We start from the raw sequence: 19,073 nt of genomic DNA, 5'->3' as shown, positions 1-19,073 counted from the left end.
CGCGAGGACAGGCTCGCCGCCTCCGGATCACCCGATCAGACCTCCGCAGAACGGACGATGGAGATCATCGAGGCGCGGGAGCTGACCTCGGACACGGTCCTGCTCGTGTGGCGGGAGCATATGGGTGGGAGCTCGATCCTGCGCAGCTCGGTGTGGGTCCGCTCACAGGACTCCTGGCGGCAAGCCTTTCAGCAGGGGACCGCCGAGTCCTGAGCGCTTCCGCACACGCAACGGCGCCCCTCTCCACGTCTGGAGAGGGGCGCCGCCAGTCGAGCGTGGGCTCGCGGCCTACAGGCCACCCAGCAGCAGGTGGAGCAGATCCCCCACGATTCCGATCAAACCGGCGACTAGACCCATGATTCGACTCCCTACAGGTGATGTGTTGCCCGGCGGGATCCTCTCCCCGTCGAGCTGACAACGACTCTAAAGTTGTAAAGTAACCGAGGTGTTTCCGAGGACGCTCAGGCCTGTGAACACGCGTTTCGTTGTCGTAAAGCTACATCTGTATAGAAGTTTCTTCACTAAGCTGGAGCAGATGGTCGGCGGTTCACCCGCGTCGCGGGGCCGTGAAACCGACCGTCTGATACACCTGCGAGAGCACCGGGCCCGCGACGGCTCTCGCCCGGTCCGCGCCGTCTGCGAGGATCTGCTCGAGTTGAGCCCTGTCCGACATGTACTCGTCGAACCGACCGCGCAGCGGGGTGACGAATGACTCGAGCGCGTCGGCGGTGTCGGTCTTGAGCGCACCGTACCCCGCCCCCGAGGTCTGGTAGTCCGCCACGAGCTCGGCCACCGTCCGCCCCGTGAACGCCGACTGGATGGTCAGGAGGTTGGAGACGCCCGGCTTCATCTCACGGTCGAATCGGATGTCGCCGTCGGAGTCGGTCACCGCGCTGCGGATGCGCTTGGCGGAGACCTTGGGGTCGTCGAGAAGGTTGACGATCCCCTTGGGGTTCTCCCCCGACTTGCTCATCTTGGCCGTGGGGTCCTGCAGATCGTAGATCTTGGCCGAGCCCTCGAGGATCTTGCCCTCGGGAACCACGAAGGTCTTCTTGAATCGGGAGTTGAACCGCATCGCCAGGTCGCGGGTCAGCTCGAGATGCTGCCGCTGGTCCTCCCCCACCGGGACGAGGTGCGGGCGGTAGAGCAGGATGTCGGCGGCCATGAGCACCGGGTAGGTGAACAACCCCACGGTCGTCCCGTCCGTGCCGTGTTTGGACGACTTGTCCTTGAACTGTGTCATCCGCGCGGCCTCGCCGTACCCGGTGATGCACCCCAGCACCCAGGCCAGCTCGGCGTGTTCGGGCACATGCGACTGCACGAACAACACCGAGCGGGCGGGATCCACCCCCAGGGCGAGCAACTGCGCGCACCCGCGGTAGACCCGCTCCCGCAGCTCCTTAGGATCCTGCCTGACCGTGATCGCGTGCAGGTCCGGGATGAAGTAGTACGCGTCGTACTCGTCCTGGAGCTCGACCCACTGCCGCACGGCACCCAGGTAGTTGCCGAGGTGGTACGAGTCGGCGGTCGGCTGGATGCCGGACAGGACGCGCTGGCGCTTGGCGGGGGCTGCCGTCTCGGGCGGCCCCGTCGTGGGAGCGGGAGACACGGTCGAGGACTGCTCAGACATGACGTCCATCTTCCCACGGAAGACCCCGGCGCCTCGTCACACCCTCATCAGCCCGTGTGCTGGTCCGACTCCGGCGGCGGGAACCCGCCCGTGGCGACAGGCCCCCAGTCGTCGATCGTCACCCGGATGAGGCATTTGCCCTGCCGCACCATGGCCGCGCGGTACTCGTCCCAGTCGTCGTGCTCGCCGGCGACGCTGCGGAAGTACTCGACCAGCGGCTCGACGGCCTCGGGCAGGTCCACGATCTCCGCGGTGCCGTCGAGGTGGACGTACGGGCCGTCGAACCCGTCGGACAAAACGCACACGCTCACGGCCGGGTCGCGGCGGATGTTGCCCACCTTCGCCCGCTGCGGGTAGGTGGCCACGACGAGTCTGCCCTCGGAGTCGACGCCGCAGGTCACGGGCGAGGACTGCAGCCCGCCGGAGGACCTATGGGTGATGAGGACGGCGCGGTGCCGGGGGCGGAGGAACTCGTCGAGCCCGGCCCGGTCAGGGCGGTCTGCGGTGGCGTACGTCGGCATGAGCCGAGGCTACGGGGCCGCCCGATCAGCAGCATCCGCGACCGAGGGCCGGCCCGCCATCGTCACCGTCGTCGTCGTCACTCGTAGACGACGGTCACCGGCGCGTGGTCGGACCACCGCCTGTCGTAGGCGCTCGCGCGATCCACCCGGTCGGCCACGGCGCGCTCGACCAGCCCGTCGGTCACCACGTGGTAGTCGATGCGCCAGCCCGCGTCGTTGTCGAAGGCCTTGCCCCGTTGGCTCCACCAGGAGTACGGGCCGATCTCGTCGGGGCGGCGATGGCGGACGATGTCCGTCCACCCGCTGCCGTCGGCGAACAGCTCGGACATCCACTCGCGCTCGTGGGGCAGGAAGCCGGAGCTCTTGTGGTTGCCCTTGTGGTTCTTCAGATCCGCCTCGCGATGGGCGATGTTCCAGTCACCGCAGACGATCATCTCGTGACCGTCCCGGGCGCCGACGACCTCCGCGCTCTCGGCCAGGTGCTCCCGGAAGCTCGCCATGAAGCGGTCCTTCTCGTCCTGCTTGGGGGTGTCGGCCGACCCCGAGGGCAGATAGAGGCTGGCCACGGTGACCGTCTCCCCGTCGACGGCGCCGGGGTACACGGCCTCGATGTAGCGACCGGACTCGTCGAACTCCGGGTCGCCGTGACCGATGCGCACCTCGGCGGGCTCGTGACGGGACAGCAGCGCCACGCCGGCCCGGCCCTTGAGCGAGGAGGCCGAGCCGACCAGATGCCACCCGGCGTCGAGGGCCGGGGCCAGGGCCTTGCGGGTCTGGTCCTCATCGGCGCGGACCTCCTGGAGCGCGACCACGTCGGCGCCGCTGCCCTCCAGCCAGGGAAGGAATCCGAGGTTGGTCTCCGACCGCTGCTTGACGGCGGCACGGATCCCGTTGACGTTGACGGTGCTGATGGTGAGGCTCACGCCGATCAGGCTACCGACCCGTCGTGACCTCGTCCCGCCCCGATCGGCGGTCGAGCGCGACCGCGCCCACGAGTATCCCGAGTCCGGCCGCCGCGAGGGTTGCTCCGGCGAGGGCGGGCGAGGTGTAGCCGAAGCCCAGCGCGATCACCACTCCCCCGAGCCACGCCCCCGACGCGTTGGCGGCGTTGAGCGCCGAGTGGTTGAGTGCGGCCGCCAGCGTCTGTCCCCGGCCCGCGTACTTCATCAGCCGGGCCTGCAGTCCGGGCACGAGTGCGGAGCCCGTCGCCCCCACGAGGAACAGACCCACCAGCGCCGTGACCGGATGATGGGCGGCCACCGCGAACAGGGCGAGGACCGCGGTCATGGCCGTGGCGATCACCACCAACCCGCGGTCGAGATCCCGGTCCGCGACCACACCGCCCACGAGGTTGCCCACCACCATGCCGAGACCGTAGACGGCGAGGACCGCCGGCATCCACGCTCGGTCGATACCGGCGACGTCGACCATCGTCCACTGGATGTAGGTGTAGACCGCGAACATGCCGCCGAAACCGACCCCGCCCACGGCGAGGGTCGCCAGGATCTGTGGGCGGGCCAGGGCGGCCAGTTCCTCGCGCGCCCTGACCTCCACCGCGCCCCGCGGTTCGGGGACGACGACGAAGATCGCCGCCACGGTTAGTGCGCCGATCACCCCGACCGCGAGGAAGGCCGCCTGCCACCCCGCGGCCTCGCCCAGTCCGGTGGCCGCGGGAACACCGATCACCGTCGCCACCGACAGCCCCAGCAGGACCAGCGACACCGCCCTCGCCTGCTTGCCCGGGCCCGCGAGCGAGGCCGCCACCAGCGAGGCCACGCCGAAGTAGGCCCCGTGCGGGATGCCGGCCAGAAAGCGTGCGGCCACCAGGACCTCCGCGGAGGGGGCGAAGGCGGCGGCGGTGTTGCCCACCGTGAACAACCCCATGAGCACCAGGAGCAGGGTGCGGCGGCGCCACCGGGAGGTCCACACGGTGAGCAGCGGTGCGCCCACGACCACACCGAGCGCGTACGCGGTGATCACGTGCCCGGCCTGGGGTTCGGTGAGCCCGAAATCGTCCGCGATCGACCTGAGCAGACCCATCGCCGCGAACTCGGTGACGCCGATGCCGAACCCGCCGAGGGCGAGGGCGAGGATCGCGAACGACACGCGGCGTGCGGAGACGCCTCCGCGCGGATCGGGCGGGGTGCTGGAAGGGGAGGTGTGTGCCTCGGTCACCCGTGCAGGCTACGCATGCCGCGCGAGCAGGCCCCCTCATCGACCAGCCCCACCACCCCTCCGTCCCCTCACCAGTGCGACCCCCACGACGAGCGCGAGCGCGACGACGAGCACTCCCCCGACCATCCACGCCCAGCCCGTGCCGTCGTCGGTCCCCTCGTCCGCCGCGACGGGCTCGTCGTCGACCGCCGTCGGGTCCTGATCGGATGCGGTGGGGGCCACACCGCCCGGACCCGGTTCGGGACCGTCCTCGAACACCGGCCGCCAGTCCGGCCCCGGGGCCGGCTCGCCGTCGATCGCGACCGCGAGCTCGAAGGGCTGCTCGATCCCCCGCGGCAGCGAGGTCGACCCGTCGTTGAGCGACACCATGATGTAGTGCTCGCCTGCCTGTGACTGGACGCTCATCTCCTGGTCGCCGTCACGATTGCGGTACTGGACCGGGACCGTGTCGAGAAGGAACGCCTCCTCCGGGCCGTCCTCGAAGGTGGTGCGGACCGCGTTGGAGGGCTTCACCCGGAACGGGTTGGCCACCTCCAACTGGATGTGGTCCAGGGCACCGCGGACGGACCCGGGGACGCGCAGGCCGAGCGCCAGCCGTTCACCCCACTCCACCGGGACCCGGTAGAAGCGGGTCTCCCCGGGCACCAGGGCGTCGGAGTAGGTGCCCGGCCCGACCGCGTCCGCACCGTTGAAGCTGGTGCCACCGGCCACCGGGACGGCCTCACCGAAGTCGGGGGCCGGTGCGTCCGCCGGCACGGACTGCACCGCCGGATATCCGGTGAGCTCGTCGTCGGAGGGCACGGGCTCGAACTGGACCAGCACCTCGACCTCGAGTTCGGAGGCCGACACCCCGGTGCGCTGCGCGATCACGCGATATCCGTCCGGACCGCACGCGGGATCATTCTCCGCGGAGGGGATGACGAGATGTGTCGCTCCCGGCGACTTCCACCCACCGCCGACCTCGTAACTCGTGTCCGAACCGGTCACCCGGCACTCCTCCGCGACGTGCTCGGCCTCGATCCGCAGGCCCGCGGCCGTGACTCCACTGGTGGGATCGGGATCGACGGGTGGGATGAGGGTCGCCGCCACGTGGGCGACGTGCCCGTCGGGTATCTCGACGCCCAGGTGGCCGGCGGGCCCTCGACCACCGCTCATCGCGGCACCGGCGAGCTCGGAGCGGTAGAGGCCCTCCCCCAGCATCGGCGCATCACGCAGGGTCCGGCCCATCTCGAAGGGGGTCCCGCGGGTGTGGTATCCCTCGATACCCCGGCGCGTCAGGAACTGCAGTCGTCCGGACAACGAGGCCGCGTCGGAGGCCTCGGTGAAGCGACCGCCCGTGGCCCCCGCGATGCACTCGAGTTGGGCTCGCGCCGCGTCGTCGACGAGGAACCCCACCGTGTGCACGGTCATGTCGACGCCCGCTCCGGCGAGGTCACCCGCGACCTCGCACGGGTCCGGCGGCGCGCAGGTGTCGAGCCCGTCCGAGACCAGGACGATGGACCGCTCACCCTCGTCGCCGAGCTCTTCTGCCGCGGCGAGCAGGGCGTTGCCGATCGGGGTGTATCCGCGCGCCGTGAGTCCGTCGATCCGATCGGTCAGGACCGCCTTGTCGACAGGGTGAACGGGGGCGAGCGTGACGACGTCGCGACAGGCGGCGTCCCGGTTGTCCGGTGCGTCGGACTCCTCGCTCCCGTACGCCAGCATTCCCACACGCGCACCCTCGGGTAGTGACTCCACGAGTTCGCGGGCGGCGGACTGGGCGGCCGCCAACCGGGTGCCGCCCACATCGGCCTCGAGCATGGAACTCGAGGCGTCCATGACGATCGCGACACTGCCGTCACCGGGAGCACCGCCGGCGGGAGAGGGATCCGCGGGCGACTGCTGGCCGAGCACCCGGGGCGCGCTGACGAGGCCCGCGCCGGCGATCAGCGCACACAGGCAGAGGACCGCGATCACCGCCGTCAGGCCCCGTCCGGTCGATGTGGTCGGAGGGCGGGGCGGCACTGACACGAAGGCTCCTCAGCTGCGGTGGCGTCGCCTGCGCCACCCTACTTCCGCGATCCGGGCGCCGGCCCCGAATCGACTGAGCGCCCCCGCCGGGACCGCGATGTGTTCTACGCGGCGGTGCGCATGAGCCGCCGGCCGCCGTAGACCACGAGGAACGCCGTGAGGTACATGACGATGCTGTAGACGGCGGCCGCCAGCCCCACCTCGTCGTCGCCGATCACGGTGAAGGCGATGAGCAGGGTCAGGGTGGTGTTCTTGATGCCGAACTCGACCGCGATCGCAATCTGCTCGGCGCGGCGCAGGCGGCAGATCCACGCGAGCAGACCCCCGATCACGATCAGCGCCAGGTTGAGGACGACCACCGCCGGCCCCACGGCCACGATGAGGTCCACGATCCGGTCCCTCTCGCCGAGCACGATGCCCACGATGAGCAGCACCAACACGACGAGTCCGACGATGCCGACAAAGCGCTCGATGCGGGCGGCCAGGGCGGGCTTGCGCGCGCGGAGGATCATTCCGAGAAGGACGGGGATGAGGATGACGCCCAGCAGCAGGCCGAAGGTCTGACCAAGCGGGACGGTGACCTCTTCGTCCGCGGCTCCGGGGATGAGCCGCGCGCCGATCCCGAACCACATGGGCAGCGTGAGGATCACAGCCACGGAGCTCAGGGCGGTGAGGATGACCGACAGCGCGACGTTGCCCCGGGCGAGATAGGTGATGAGGTTCGACGTCGCACCTCCGGGCGTCGCCGCCACCAGGACCACGCCGAGGGCCAACATCGGGGAGAGCCCGAACGCCAGCGCCACGGCCACGCCGGTCAGCGGAACCAGGACCAGTTGGCCGAACAACCCGACGATCGTCGCCCACGGCGACCTCGCCTGGACCGCGAAGTCCTCCTTGGTCAGGCTGAGCCCGATGCCGACCATGATGATCGCCAGTGCGATGGGCAGGCCTATGTCGATCAGGGGACTCTGGTCCACGTGGGACTCCTCGGGTGCTCGCGCGTCAACGGGTGACGACCATCGGGTGAGATGGACCACTGTCCGATCACCGTAACCGGTCGGACGCCGACCTTCCGGGGGTTCCGCCCGGACTCGGGATCGGGGTGACTGACGGGCGGCCAGCTCGGGCCTTTACCCCGCGTTGCCGCCGCCGAGCGGCTTAGGCTAACCTCTCCCCAGGTCATGAGTTCCAGCGACAAGCCCCGGCTCGCTGGGCGGCAACCCTCCACCGCGGTGGGGTGCCCCGGGAGACGACCTGGCCACCACCCACCCGGGTGACAGGCAAGCGCGGGTCCGCTGTCGTGACGCGGCCGGACCCTTCTGACGAGAGGAGGGGCTCCGCCCCTATGACGTACGACAACAGCAATCCCGACTGGGCCTTCGAGACCCGCCAGGTCCACGCCGGGCAGCCGGTCGATTCGGACACCGGTGCCCGCAATCTGCCGATCTACCAGACCACCTCGTACGTCTTCGCGGACGCCAAGCAGGCCGCGGACCGGTTCGCGCTCGCCGAGATGGGCCCGATCTACACCAGGATCACCAACCCCACGGTCGCCGCCGTGGAGGATCGCCTCGCGTCCCTCGAGGGCGGTGTCGCCGGTCTGCTCTTCGCCTCCGGCCAGGCCGCCGAGACCGCGGTGATCCAGGCCATCGCCCAGTCGGGCGGCCACGTGGTCGCCTCCCCCCGCCTCTACGGCGGTACCGACACGCTGCTGCGGCACACACTCCCCAAGTACGGCATCGAGACCACCTTCGTCGAGAACCCCGACGACCCCGCCTCGTGGGAGGCCGCCGTCCGGCCCGACACCAAGCTGTTCTACGGGGAGTCGATCTCCAATCCGCTCAACGACATCCTCGACATCCCGGCGATCGCCGAGGTCGCGCACCGCAACCAGGTGCCGCTCGTGATCGACAACACCGTGGCCACCCCCTACCTGATCCGGCCGCTGGAGTTGGGGGCGGACGTGGTCGTGTCCTCGGCCACCAAGTACCTCGGCGGCCACGGCGCCTCCCTCGGCGGCATCCTCGTCGACGGCGGTACGTTCGACTGGCGCGTGCAGCGCGACGGGCAGGACGTGTTCCCGTCCTTCACCACGCCGGATCCCGCGTACCACGGTCTGGTCTACGCGGACCTCGGTGCGCCGGCACTCGCTCTCAAGGCCCGGGTGACGCTCCTGCGCGACACCGGCGCCGCGGCCTCGCCGTTCAACGCGTGGACCCTCATCCAGGGCATCGATACCCTGAGCCTGCGGATCGAGCGCCACGTGTCCAACGCCCAGCGGGTGGCCGAGTGGCTCGAGTCGCGCGAGGACGTGGCGAAGGTGCAGTACGCCGGTCTGGCCTCCTCGCCCTACAACGCCCTCCAGCAGAAGCTGTCCCCCAAGGGGGCGGGCGCCATCGTCACCTTCGACCTCGCGGTGCCGCAGGGCGCGTCGGAGGAGGACGTCAAGGCCCGGGCGTGGACGTTCATCGACGCCCTCAAGCTGCATTCGTGCCTGGTCAACATCGGCGACGTCCGCTCGCTGGTGTGCCACCCGGCCACGACCACCCATTCCCAGGGCACGCCCGAGGCCAACGCGATCGCCGGGGTCACCACGGCGACCATCCGCCTCTCGGTGGGCATCGAGGCCGTCGACGACATCATCGGCGACCTCGAGCTCGGTTTCGCCGCGCTGTCCTGACCCCTGCCCGGATGATCCGCCCCACCGATCCGCTCACCCTGCTGCCCCCGGGTGACGGCACCCTCGGCCGTGTCGCCATCGGCGACCTGACGCTGTCCACGGGTGTCGTCCTCCCGGGGGTCTCCCTCGCGGTGCAGCGGTGGGGCCGGATTGCGGACGATCGATCCAACGTCGTCCTGGTCGAACACGCGCTGACCGGGGACTCGCACGTCATCGGCTCCGTGGACTCGCTGCACCCGACGCCCGGGTGGTGGAACGGTCTGGTCGGCCCCGGGTTGCCCCTGGACACCGATCGCTACTGCGTCCTGTCCGTCAACGTGCTCGGTGGGTGTCGCGGTTCGACGGGCCCCAGTTCGCTCCACCCCGACGGCCACTACTGGGGTGCCCGCTTCCCCGCCGTGTCCGTCCGCGACATGGTCGAGTCCGAGCGCGCCCTGGCCGATCTGCTGGGTATCGACCGCTGGGCCGCGGTGGTCGGCGGCTCCATGGGCGGGGCGAGGGCGCTCGAGTGGATGGTCGGACACCCTGACCGCGTCGGGGCCGGCTGCGTCCTGGCGGTGGGTGCGCGCGCCTCCGCCGACCAGATCGGTGTGCAGACCGCGCAGATCATGGCCGTGACCTCCGATCCGCACTGGCAGCAGGGCGGGTATCACGGCACCGGCCGCACTCCTGTCACCGGTCTCGGCATCGCGAGACGTATCGCACACCTGTCCTACCGGGGTGAGGTGGAACTGGACGAGCGATTCGCCAACCGTCCGCAGCCCGGCGAAGACCCCCGTGGAGAGGACCTGTCGATGTCGGGGCGGTTCGCCGTGCAGTCCTATCTCGACCACCAGGCCGGGAAGCTCGTCTCCCGCTTCGACGCCTGCAGCTACGTCCTGCTCACCGATGCGCTCAACCGTCACGACGTGGGCCTGGACCGCGGTGGGGTCGAGCGGGCGCTGCGCTCCTGCCCTGTCCCGTGCGTCATCGGCGGGGTGACCACCGACCGTCTCTACCCCCTGCGGCAGCAGGAGGAACTGGCCGCGCTGTTGCCCGGGGCCGATCCTCTGGTGGTGATCGACAGCCCCGCCGGTCACGACGGGTTCCTCACCGAATCCGACGTGGTGGGGCCCATGCTCGCCAGGACCATGGAACTCGCCGCCCACGGGACGCCCGACAGATCGCGAGGACCCGCATGACCGACCGTGACCGTCCGAACCGGTCCGCCGCCCTCGGGCTGACCGGCCTGGCCGTGGGTCTCGGCATCATCGGGGGGGCCATCGGCTTCGCCACCCTGTTGGGAATCACCGCGACCGCGAGAGGCGGCTACGACACGGCCGAGTACGGCCCGATGGCGCTGACCGCGGCGTCGTCACTGGTGTTGAGCGTGCTGCTGATCACCGGCGCGGTGATGCTGTGGCGCGCCCACCGCGCTGCCCGGGCCGTCATCGGGGTGGCCGTGACACTGTTGGCCGTGAGCACGCTGGCGCGGATGGTATTGGACAGCGTCACGTTCATCTCGGTGCTGGGCAGCGTTCTGTCCCTGTGTGCACTGGTGGCGATGGGCCTGCTACTCGCGTCGAACGGGGTGCGCGACCACGTCCGCGACGGCGTGCCACTGCGACTGAACTAGGCCCGGCGGAGGAGGTCGACTCAGCCCGTCCCGAGCGAGTCGATCGATGTGGCGAGCCACAGCACGACCACGCCGACCGCCAGGTAGAAGGCCACATCGAAACCCTTGCCCCGCACACCGAGGAGTCGCGCGCGCTCGTCAGGCACCACCGCCCGCAGTACCGCGGCGGCCAGGGCCATGATCCCCAGCAGGAACGCCCCGCGGCGCCACCGCTCGAACATCACGAACCCCAACGACACAACGATCCCGACCAGGACCAGTGCGAGCGGCCACTGGGCCCGGATCTGCGACCAGCGAAGCCGCGCGGGACGGGTGCGGCGGGGCCGGGCGTCGGTCTGCCGGGGCCGGTCCGGGGCGGGATGGGTCATGTGGGCCCCTAGGCACCCGTGGCGAGCCGCTCGCAGCGCTCGACCACGTTGGACAGCAGGAACGCCCGCGTGAGCGGACCGACCCCTCCCGGGTTCGGGGAGACCGCGCCCGCGACGTCCCACACGTCCGGGTGCACGTCACCGGCGAGCTTCCCGTCGAGTCGGGACACCCCCACGTCGAGGATCGCCGCGCCGGGCTTGACCATGTCCGGGGTGAGGATGTGGGCCACTCCGGCGGCGGCCACGATCACATCGGCACGCCGCGTCTCGGCGGCGAGGTCGCGGGTGCCGGTGTGGCACAGGGTGACGGTCGAGTTCTCGCTACGACGGGTGAGCATCAGCCCGATCGGGCGTCCCACGGTGACCCCGCGGCCGATCACCACCACGTGTGCCCCGTCGAGTTCGACACCGAAACGGCGGAGGAGGTGGATGGCGCCGTTGGGGGTGCACGGGAGCGGGGCCGGCGCGTTGAGCACCAGCTTGCCGAGGTTGACCGGGTGCAACCCGTCGGCGTCCTTGGCCGGGTCGATGCGCTCGAGGATCGCGTTCTCGTCGAGGTGAGCGGGCAGCGGGAGCTGGACGATGTACCCGGTGCACGCCGGATCGGCGTTGAGTTCGTCGATCACGGCCTCGAGCTCGGCCTGACCGGTGTCCGCTGGTAGGTCACGGCGGATGGAGGCGATCCCGACCTGTTCGCAGTCACGGTGCTTCATCTTGACGTACGAGTGGCTGCCCGGGTCGTCGCCGACGAGGACCGTTCCCAGCCCCGGGGTGATGCCCTTGTCCCGCAACGCGGCGACGCGGGTCGAGAGGTCGGCGACGATCTCGTCGCGGGTCAGCTTTCCGTCCAACTTCGTAGCCGTCACGGGTGCCAGTATCCCACTGCGGAGCGGTCACGTCGCCAGCGCACTGCGAGAATGGTGGCCATGACCGGAGCCGGCGTACGTGTGTTGTTCGACCGACCCCGCATCCCGCCCAACACCGGTAACGCGATCCGGTTGGCCGCGGGCGCGGGCTGCGAACTCCATCTGGCCGGGCCGTTGGGTTTCGACCTCACCGAGCCACGGTTGCGGCGGGCCGGGCTCGACTACCACGACCTGGCGCACGTGGAGGTCCACGCCGACCTCGACGCCGCGTACGCCCGTCTGCTCCCGGCGAGGGTGTGGGCGTTCACCGTGCGAGCCGACCTCTCGCTGCCGGAGGTCCGCTTCTCCCCCGGCGACGTCCTGCTGTTCGGACCCGAGCCCACCGGACTGGCCCAGGACGTGCTGGCGGACCAGAGGGTGACGGCCACGGTGCGCATCCCCATGATCGCGGGACGTCGGTCGATGAACCTGTCGAACGCGGCCGCCGTGGCGGTGTACGAAGCCTGGAGGCAGCAGGGATACGCAGGCGATATGGGAATTCCGCCTGATTGACTTATTATTTCGGCATGCCGAAATCTCGTCCGGTCGGTGACCGCAATCGTCCGGGAGGTCGCCGACGGCCCGGGCAACCGAGGACCGTAGTCCTCGCCTCCCTGTCCGCCCTCGCGGCGGTGGTCATGACCGCGGCGTGCACGACCGGGTTCACGGGCGCGGCCGATGTGCACGACCGCCCCCGGTTCGCCCATCAGGAGTCCGGGGATCGCGTCGTGGTGGCCACGACCTTCACGATCCTCGCGGACATGACGCGCCGGGTCGGGGGCGATCGTGTCCGGGTGGAGTCGGTCACCACCCCCGGGGCCGACGTGCACCAGTACGAACCGTCGGTCGACGACCTCAAGCGGGTCGAGGGCGCCGACCTGGTGGTGAGCAACGGCCTCGGCATGGACGACTGGCTGCTGCGATTCCTCGACGGGACCGATGCCCGACACGTCGTCGGCTCCGAGAGGGTCGACCCCATGCCCGTACGCTCGGGCAACTACACCGGTCGCCCCAATCCCCACGCGTGGATGTCACCCCACGAGGGCATCGGCTACGTCCTCACGATCGCCGACGCACTGGCCGAGGTCGACCCGGACGGTACCGAGGAATACCTCGCCCGCGCCGGGGACTACGTGGCGGACCTCGAGGACATGGCCACCCGCGCACGGGCGGCCGTGGCGGCGGTGCCGGAGGAACGACGCGTTCTGGCCACGTGCGAGGGCGCATTCTCCTACCTGGCGCGCGACCTCGGGCTGGAGGAGCTCTACCTGTGGCCGGTCAACAGCGAATCGCAGGGGCTTCCGCGGCAGGTCACCTCTCTGATCGACGAGGTGCGTGCCCGGGAGATCCCCGCGCTCTTCTGCGAGTCGACGGTCTCCGACGCCGCGATGGAGCAGGTGGCGCAGGAGACGGGCAGCAGGGTCGCCGGGGTCCTGTACGTCGACTCGCTGTCCGCCCCCAGCGGCCCGGTGCCCACGTATCTGGACCTGCTCGACCACGACCTCGAGATCATCACCCGGGAGCTGACGTCATGACCGACCGACCACTGCCCTTCTCGTCGCACACCGGCCCGCCCGCCGTGGTCGTCACCGACCTCACCGTCGACCGGGGTCAGATCCGCGCACTCGACTCGGTCTCCCTGTCCGTGCCCACCGGGGAGATCACCGTGCTGCTCGGGCCCAACGGGTCCGGCAAGTCCACCCTGCTCCAGGCGATGCTCGGTCTGGTCACCCCGACCGGTGGATCGGTGCGTGTTCTCGGCTCCCCGGTGGGCCGGGCGCTGCGCACCGGCCGGGTGGCGGCGGTACCCCAGTCGGACGGCGTCGACGATCGCTTCCCGGTCACCGCCGGCGAGGTGGTCATGCAGGGCCGTCGACGCTTCACCGGTCCGTGGCGTCGCCCGTCCTCCGCCGATCGGCTGGCGGTGGAGCAGGCACTGGCCAGGGTCGGCCTGTCCCCGATCGCCGGGCGGAGAATCGGGGAGCTGTCGGGGGGACAACGCCGACGGGTTCTGCTGGCCCGATGCCTGGCGCAGGAGGCGGAGCTACTGCTCCTCGACGAGCCGTTCAACGGGATGGACGCCGGCAGCGAGGAGGTCTACATCGACGTGCTGCGCGACCTCACCGCCTCGGGGAGGACCGCGGTGGTCTCCACACACCACCTGGCCACGGTCGAGAGGCTCGCGGACTCGGTCGCCCTGCTCAACGGTGGACTGGTGGCGCACGGGCCCGTCGCCGAGACCACCACCCCACAGATCCTGTCCACCCTGCTCGGTGCGCGACCACCCGCCGTCGACGACCGGGCACCGGCGACCGAAGGGGCACCGGGATGATCGATCTGCTCGTCGAACCCATGGGGTACGAGTTCATGCGCCGTGCCCTGCTCGTGGTGGCCGCCTCCGGAGTGGCCGGCGCACTGCTCAGCTGCTGGCTCGTCCACATGGGGTGGTCACTGATGGGCGACGCCGTCTCCCACGCCGTCCTGCCCGGAGTGGTGATCGCCGCCCTGACCGGCATCCCGTTCGCCGTCGGCGCGCTCGTCGCGGCGTTGGTCGCGGTGGCGCTGATCGGCGGGGTCCGCGAGAGCGGGACGGTTCGGGAGGACGCCGCCATGGGCATCGTCTTCACCGCCCTGTTCTCGCTCGGCCTGGTCCTCATCGCGCGCTTCCCGAGCGGGCAGGACCTGCACTCCATCCTGTTCGGCAGTGTGCTCGGCGTGCCGGACCCCGTCCTGGTGCAGGTGCTGGCCGTCTCCGCGTTCACGGTGATCGTGTTGCTGGCCTTCCGCCGGGATCTGATCATGGTGGCCTTCGACCGGCTGCACGCGCACACACTGGGCCTCAGGACCCGTGCACTGACCGGGCTCCTGCTGGCCACCCTCGCCACGGCCACCGTGGCGGGAGTCCAGTCGGTGGGCGTGATCCTCGTGGTGGCCACGCTCATCATCCCCGGCGCGACGGCCCAGCTGCTCGCCGACACCATGCGGGGGACGATGATCCTCGCCGTCGTCGTCGCCCTGGCCGGCGGCCTCACCGGGCTGTACGCCGGGTACTACGCCGACCTCCCCCCGGGGCCGGTGGTGGTACTCGCGCAGGCCGCCATCTTCACCGCGGCCCAGTTGTTCGCGCCCGGGCGCGGCGTGATCCCGCGGGCCGCGGCGGGCGCCCGGGCCCGACGATCGGGGATGATGACGGCATGACCGGCGACCGGCCCCGAGACGAGGCCCCCAGCGCGACTACACCCGGCGGCCTCGGCGATCTCACCCCCACCGTCCAGGCCTACCTCATGGCCGCCCACCACCTGGAGGCCGCAGGCCAGTCCGTCACCCCGGGCGCGCTCGCGGATCGACTCGGGGCCTCCCCCTCCTCCGTCACCGAGGGCGTCCGCAAACTCGCCGCGATGGGTTTGGCGCGGCACCGTCCCTACGCGCCCGTGGAGCTCACCGACGCCGGGAGGTCGTTCGCAGTGGCGATGGTCCGTCGTCACCGGATCCTCGAGACCTTCCTGGCCCGGTGCCTGGACTACCCCTGGGATGAGGTCCATGCCGAGGCCGACGCCCTCGAGCACGTGGTGTCCGACCGGTTCGTCGACGCCCTGGACGGCTTTCTGGACCACCCGCGCCGCGACCCCCACGGCGACCCCATCCCCACCCGTGACGGGCGGCTGGTCCACCTCACCGACATCCCCCTGGACCGGGTGCCGGAGGGCGGCGCGGGCGTCGTCACCCGGGTGTCCGACCGGGACAATTCCGTGCTCCGGCACCTGGCCGAGATCGGTCTGCGTCCCGACTCGCCGGTCGAGGTGGTCTCCCGCCAGATCGAGCTGGGGATCATCACCGTGGCTCTGCACGGCCGGGCGATCCCGGTGGGCACGCCGGTCGCGGCGGCGGTCCGGGTCCGGGTCCCGTCCGGCGAGGACAGCGCCGACGACACCGCCGGCGACGACGTCAGAACATCGTCCCGGGGTTGAGGAGCCCCTGCGGGTCCAGCGCGGTCTTGATGCGGCGGTTCAACTCCATCGCGTCCTCGCCCAGCTGGGCGGGCAGCCACGGCGCCTTGAGTCGTCCCACGCCGTGTTCGCCGGTGATCGTCCCTCCCATCCCGATCGCCAGATCCATCACCTCGCCGAACGCCGCCTGGGCCCGGTGAGCGCGGTCCGGGTCGTCGTCGGTCAGCACGATGATCGGATGGGTGTTGCCGTCGCCGGCGTGAGCGACCAGCGCGATCGGCACGTCCCGCCGGGCGGAGATCTCCTCGATCCCGGCGACCAGCTCCGGCAGCGCGGGCAGCGGCACCCCGACGTCCTCCAGCAACAGAGTCCCGGTCTTGCCCAGGCTGGTGAACGCGGCCCGACGCGCGACCGTGAACTGCTCACCCTCCTCGGGGTCGTCGGTCGCGAACACCTCCGTCGCGCCGTGCGTGCGGAACGCCTCGGCCATGAACTCGGTCTCGACCGCGCGGTCGGGTCCGGTGAGGTCGGACTGGGCCAGCAACATCGCGCCCGCCGAGGTGTCCAGCCCCATCCTCAGGTCCGCCTCCACGGCCCGGATCGAGACGGTGTCCATGAACTCCAGCATCGCCGGGCGGATCCGGCGCGTGATGGCCAGGACCGCGTCGCTGCACGCCACCACGTCGGGGAAGATCCCCACCACCGTGGAGCGCGGTGGTTGCTCGGGGATGAGCCGCACGATGATCTCGGTGACGATCCCCAGCGTGCCCTCACTGCCCACGAAGAGCTTGGTCAGGCTCAACCCGGCGGTGTCCTTGAGGCGCGCACCACCCAGACGCACCGCGGTGCCGTCGGCCAACACCACCGTCAGACCGAGAACGTAGTCGGTGGTCACGCCGTACTTCACGCAGCACAGGCCACCGGCGTTGGTGGCGATGTTGCCGCCGATCGAACAGATCTCGTACGACGAAGGATCGGGGGGATACCAGAGGCCGTGCGCGGCGACGGCCCGTTTGACCTCGATGTTGAGAAGACCCGGCTGGACGGTCGCGGTCCGGGTCACCGGGTCGACGTCGATGTCCCGCATGAGCTCGGTGGACAGCACGATCCCGCCCTCCACCGCCGTCGCTCCCCCGGAGAGCCCCGAACCGGCACCCCGCGGGACCACCGGCACCCCGTGGGTCCCCGCCCAGCGCATGACCTCCTGGACATCCTCGGTCGACCGTGCACGAACCACGGCCAACGGCATCCCGGGGTCCGGAGCCTTGGCCCAGTCCTGGCGGTATCCCTCCAGCACGTCCGCGTCGGTGAGGACGGAGGCGGTGTGGAGGCGGGCACGGAGGTCGTCCAGGATCATGACCCGAACCTACGGCGTGGCCTCCCGGATCCGCAGGCGGTCGAAGACAGCTCGCAGGGGCCGCGGCGCCCACCAGTTGGCGTCGCCCAGCAGCAGCATCGCGCTCGGGACGAGCAACAGCCTGATGACGAACGCGTCCACCAGCACCGCGAGTGCCAGACCGAGGCCGAGAAGCCGGACCACGCTGATACCCGATGTACCGATGGCGAGGAACACCACCGCCACCAGAACCGCCGCCGCCCCCACGACGGGGGCGGTGCGGGACACCCCGTCGACCACGGCCCGGGTGGTGTCGCCGTGGCGGTCGTACTCCTCGCGGACCCGCGAGAGCAGGAACAACTGGTAGTCCATCGACAGTCCGAAGGCCAGGCACGCCATCAACAGCGGTGAGGAGCTGTCCACCACCCCCGTGGCCGTCACGCCCACCAGATCGGCCAGGTAGCCCTCCTGGAAGACCAACACCATCACACCGAAGCTCGCGGTGAGACTCAGCGCCGCCATGACCAGCGTCTTGAGGGTCACCAGCACTCCGCCGGTGAGCAGGAACACCAGGGGCAGCACCACCGCCATGACGAGGAGGGCGACCGGGACCGCCCGCTCGCTGATCGCCTTCCGGGTGTCGACGTCGTCGGAGTAGGTTCCCGCCACCGGTGCGGGGGCCACGACCTCCCGGACCCGTTCGGCGAGGTCCTGTTGCTCCGGCTGGGTCAGACCCGGGGCCGTCACCACCTCCACCGCGGCAACGGAGCCCCGCCTCAGGTCGGGGTCGCCGGGACCCACCTCGAGCCCGTCGGACAGGGTCTCGTCCGGTCCCCGCGTCGCCGTGACGCCGTCGATACGCGACACCCGCTCCGCCAACACCCCGGGATCCACGCCGTCCGCGAGGATCACCAGCGGATCGGATCCGAGGTCAGGTCGCTCGTCGCGCAACCGCTCGGCCGCCACCCTGGACGGCGCGTCCTGTGGCAGGACCCTGTCATCGAGCGTGCCCAGCCGGAGGCCGAACGCCGGCGTCAGCAGGATCAACAGGAGCACCGACACCCCCAGCGCCACCGCCACCGGGTGGCGTCGCGAGACCCCCAGCATCGCCGTGACCGAGCGACCGGGCCGGGTCGGGTCCACCCGTCTCACGGACCACGCGTCGATCCGCCGGCCGAGAACCCGCAGGACCGGGGGCAGCACCACCAGCGTGAGGATGGCGACGAGCGCCACGACCGCGACACCGGTCAACGCCATGGACCTCAGATAGGGCATGTCCACCGCCGTGAGCGCGGCCAGACACAGGCCGACCGTCACCGCCGAGATGACGATGGTCCTCCGGCACCGGCGCATCGTGCCCTCGACGGCCTCCGGCGGGTCGACCCCGGTGGCCAGTTCCTCACGGAACCGGGTCACCACCAGGAGGCTGTAGTCGATCGAGAGACCCAGTGCCAGACCGATCACGAGGTTGAGCGCGAACACCGAGACGTCGATCAGGTGGACCAGCCCCGACAGGATGACGAACGTCGAGAGCATGGCGAGCACCCCGATCGCGACCGGGACCGCGGCGGCCACCACGGAGCCGAAGAACAGCACGAGCAGGACCAGGGTGACCGGGACGGCGATGAGCTCGGCGCGGGTCAGGTCCTCCCGCGCGATCAGGTCGTCCTCACGGAGCACCTCGGCCCGGCCGGTCAGCTGCCGCTCGACGCCCTCGCCGGGCGGAGGGATCTCCTCGCGGACCGCGTCCAGTGTGCGCCGGGACTCGGAGTCACCGCCGGACAGCACCGCGTTCACCACCGTGGGGCCGTCCCCCGGCGCCGGCGACACCGTCACGCGACCAACTCCCCCGGCGCCGGCGAGGAAGGACGCGACCGCCTCGCTCT

Annotated in this window: 18 protein-coding genes, 1 pseudogene and 1 riboswitch; of the genes and pseudogenes, 9 read left to right on the top strand and 10 right to left on the bottom strand. The window is 70.7% G+C overall.

Going from position 1 to position 19,073, the window contains the following annotated elements:
• Positions 1–213, top strand: a pseudogene (locus G6026_RS08415) (DUF4440 domain-containing protein); the annotation flags it as partial.
• Between the two features lie 334 nt (positions 214–547).
• On the opposite strand, the gene trpS reads toward G6026_RS08415, so the two are convergent.
• From trpS to G6026_RS08385, 6 genes are all read right to left on the bottom strand, one after another.
• A complete protein-coding gene (trpS, locus tag G6026_RS08410; RefSeq protein ID WP_241725927.1) occupies positions 548–1,639 on the bottom strand; it encodes a tryptophan--tRNA ligase in 1,092 nt (363 codons plus the stop codon).
• Between the two features lie 38 nt (positions 1,640–1,677).
• Positions 1,678–2,151 carry a PPOX class F420-dependent oxidoreductase gene (locus tag G6026_RS08405; protein WP_182612900.1) on the bottom strand — a complete coding sequence of 158 codons (474 nt, stop codon included), beginning with the start codon at positions 2,149–2,151 and terminating at the stop codon, positions 1,678–1,680.
• Positions 2,152–2,228: 77 nt separating this feature from the next.
• Positions 2,229–3,074, bottom strand: a complete 846-nt coding sequence (locus G6026_RS08400) for an exodeoxyribonuclease III (RefSeq protein WP_107755896.1) — start codon at positions 3,072–3,074, stop codon at positions 2,229–2,231.
• Between the two features lie 10 nt (positions 3,075–3,084).
• Complete coding sequence (locus G6026_RS08395) at positions 3,085–4,326, bottom strand: MFS transporter (RefSeq protein WP_309230182.1); 1,242 nt, start codon at positions 4,324–4,326, stop codon at positions 3,085–3,087.
• 36 nt (positions 4,327–4,362) lie between these two features.
• Positions 4,363–6,336, bottom strand: coding sequence for a VWA domain-containing protein (locus tag G6026_RS08390; protein WP_182612899.1), 1,974 nt, complete (start codon positions 6,334–6,336; stop codon positions 4,363–4,365).
• Positions 6,337–6,440: 104 nt separating this feature from the next.
• Complete coding sequence (locus tag G6026_RS08385; RefSeq protein ID WP_182612898.1) at positions 6,441–7,313, bottom strand: bile acid:sodium symporter family protein; 873 nt, start codon at positions 7,311–7,313, stop codon at positions 6,441–6,443.
• A 200-nt stretch (positions 7,314–7,513) separates the two neighbouring features.
• Positions 7,514–7,629, top strand: a riboswitch (SAM riboswitch).
• 52 nt (positions 7,630–7,681) lie between these two features.
• On the opposite strand from G6026_RS08385, the gene G6026_RS08380 reads away from it, so the two are divergent.
• The 3 genes from G6026_RS08380 to G6026_RS08370 are packed head-to-tail and all read left to right on the top strand — an operon-like array spanning position 7,682 to position 10,631.
• Entirely contained in the window at positions 7,682–9,016 is a 1,335-nt protein-coding gene (locus G6026_RS08380) for a PLP-dependent transferase (protein WP_107755894.1), read from the top strand.
• Positions 9,017–9,027: 11 nt separating this feature from the next.
• On the top strand, positions 9,028–10,197 hold the full coding sequence (locus G6026_RS08375) for a homoserine O-acetyltransferase (RefSeq protein WP_182612897.1): 1,170 nt from the start codon (positions 9,028–9,030) through the stop codon (positions 10,195–10,197).
• The gene (locus G6026_RS08370) at positions 10,194–10,631 is read left to right on the top strand and encodes a hypothetical protein (RefSeq protein WP_107755893.1); all 438 of its coding nucleotides are present in this window, start codon (positions 10,194–10,196) and stop codon (positions 10,629–10,631) included. Before G6026_RS08375 ends, G6026_RS08370 begins: the two co-directional genes overlap by 4 nt.
• 20 nt (positions 10,632–10,651) lie before the next feature.
• On the opposite strand, the gene G6026_RS08365 is transcribed toward G6026_RS08370, so the two are convergent.
• Both G6026_RS08365 and G6026_RS08360 read right to left on the bottom strand, forming a co-directional pair.
• Positions 10,652–10,999, bottom strand: coding sequence for a DUF3017 domain-containing protein (locus G6026_RS08365; protein WP_107755892.1), 348 nt, complete (start codon positions 10,997–10,999; stop codon positions 10,652–10,654).
• An 8-nt stretch (positions 11,000–11,007) separates the two neighbouring features.
• Positions 11,008–11,865: a bifunctional methylenetetrahydrofolate dehydrogenase/methenyltetrahydrofolate cyclohydrolase gene (locus G6026_RS08360; protein ID WP_107755891.1), complete on the bottom strand. Its 858-nt coding sequence runs from the start codon at positions 11,863–11,865 to the stop codon at positions 11,008–11,010.
• Positions 11,866–11,925: 60 nt separating this feature from the next.
• On the opposite strand from G6026_RS08360, the gene G6026_RS08355 reads away from it, so the two are divergent.
• Genes G6026_RS08355 through G6026_RS08335 form a run of 5 tightly spaced genes read left to right on the top strand, consistent with a single transcriptional unit; the run spans position 11,926 to position 15,872 of the window.
• The gene (locus G6026_RS08355; protein WP_107757992.1) at positions 11,926–12,417 is read left to right on the top strand and encodes a tRNA (cytidine(34)-2'-O)-methyltransferase; all 492 of its coding nucleotides are present in this window, start codon (positions 11,926–11,928) and stop codon (positions 12,415–12,417) included.
• A gap of 14 nt (positions 12,418–12,431) precedes the next feature.
• Complete coding sequence (locus G6026_RS08350) at positions 12,432–13,439, top strand: zinc ABC transporter substrate-binding protein (protein ID WP_182612896.1); 1,008 nt, start codon at positions 12,432–12,434, stop codon at positions 13,437–13,439.
• Complete coding sequence (locus G6026_RS08345; RefSeq protein WP_107755889.1) at positions 13,436–14,236, top strand: metal ABC transporter ATP-binding protein; 801 nt, start codon at positions 13,436–13,438, stop codon at positions 14,234–14,236. Before G6026_RS08350 ends, G6026_RS08345 begins: the two co-directional genes overlap by 4 nt.
• A complete protein-coding gene (locus G6026_RS08340; RefSeq protein WP_182612895.1) occupies positions 14,233–15,102 on the top strand; it encodes a metal ABC transporter permease in 870 nt (289 codons plus the stop codon). Before G6026_RS08345 ends, G6026_RS08340 begins: the two co-directional genes overlap by 4 nt.
• Positions 15,099–15,872 carry a metal-dependent transcriptional regulator gene (locus G6026_RS08335; RefSeq protein WP_107755887.1) on the top strand — a complete coding sequence of 258 codons (774 nt, stop codon included), beginning with the start codon at positions 15,099–15,101 and terminating at the stop codon, positions 15,870–15,872. The genes G6026_RS08340 and G6026_RS08335 overlap by 4 nt, the downstream gene beginning before the upstream one ends.
• Here G6026_RS08335 and G6026_RS08330 read toward each other — a convergent pair.
• Together G6026_RS08330 and G6026_RS08325 are read right to left on the bottom strand one after the other, a co-directional pair.
• Positions 15,850–17,208, bottom strand: coding sequence for an FAD-linked oxidase C-terminal domain-containing protein (locus G6026_RS08330; RefSeq protein WP_182612894.1), 1,359 nt, complete (start codon positions 17,206–17,208; stop codon positions 15,850–15,852). The two genes, G6026_RS08335 and G6026_RS08330, sit on opposite strands and share 23 nt — an antisense overlap.
• Positions 17,209–17,217: 9 nt before the next feature.
• A partial coding sequence (locus G6026_RS08325) for an MMPL family transporter (RefSeq protein WP_206682022.1) occupies positions 17,218–19,073 on the bottom strand: 1,856 nt, incomplete at its 5' end.

It is taken from the genome of Dietzia sp. DQ11-38-2, assembly GCF_014145055.1.
GTDB lineage: Bacteria > Actinomycetota > Actinomycetes > Mycobacteriales > Mycobacteriaceae > Dietzia.
Note: the sequence above shows the minus strand (reverse complement) of the source record. Positions and strands in the feature narration are given on the sequence as shown.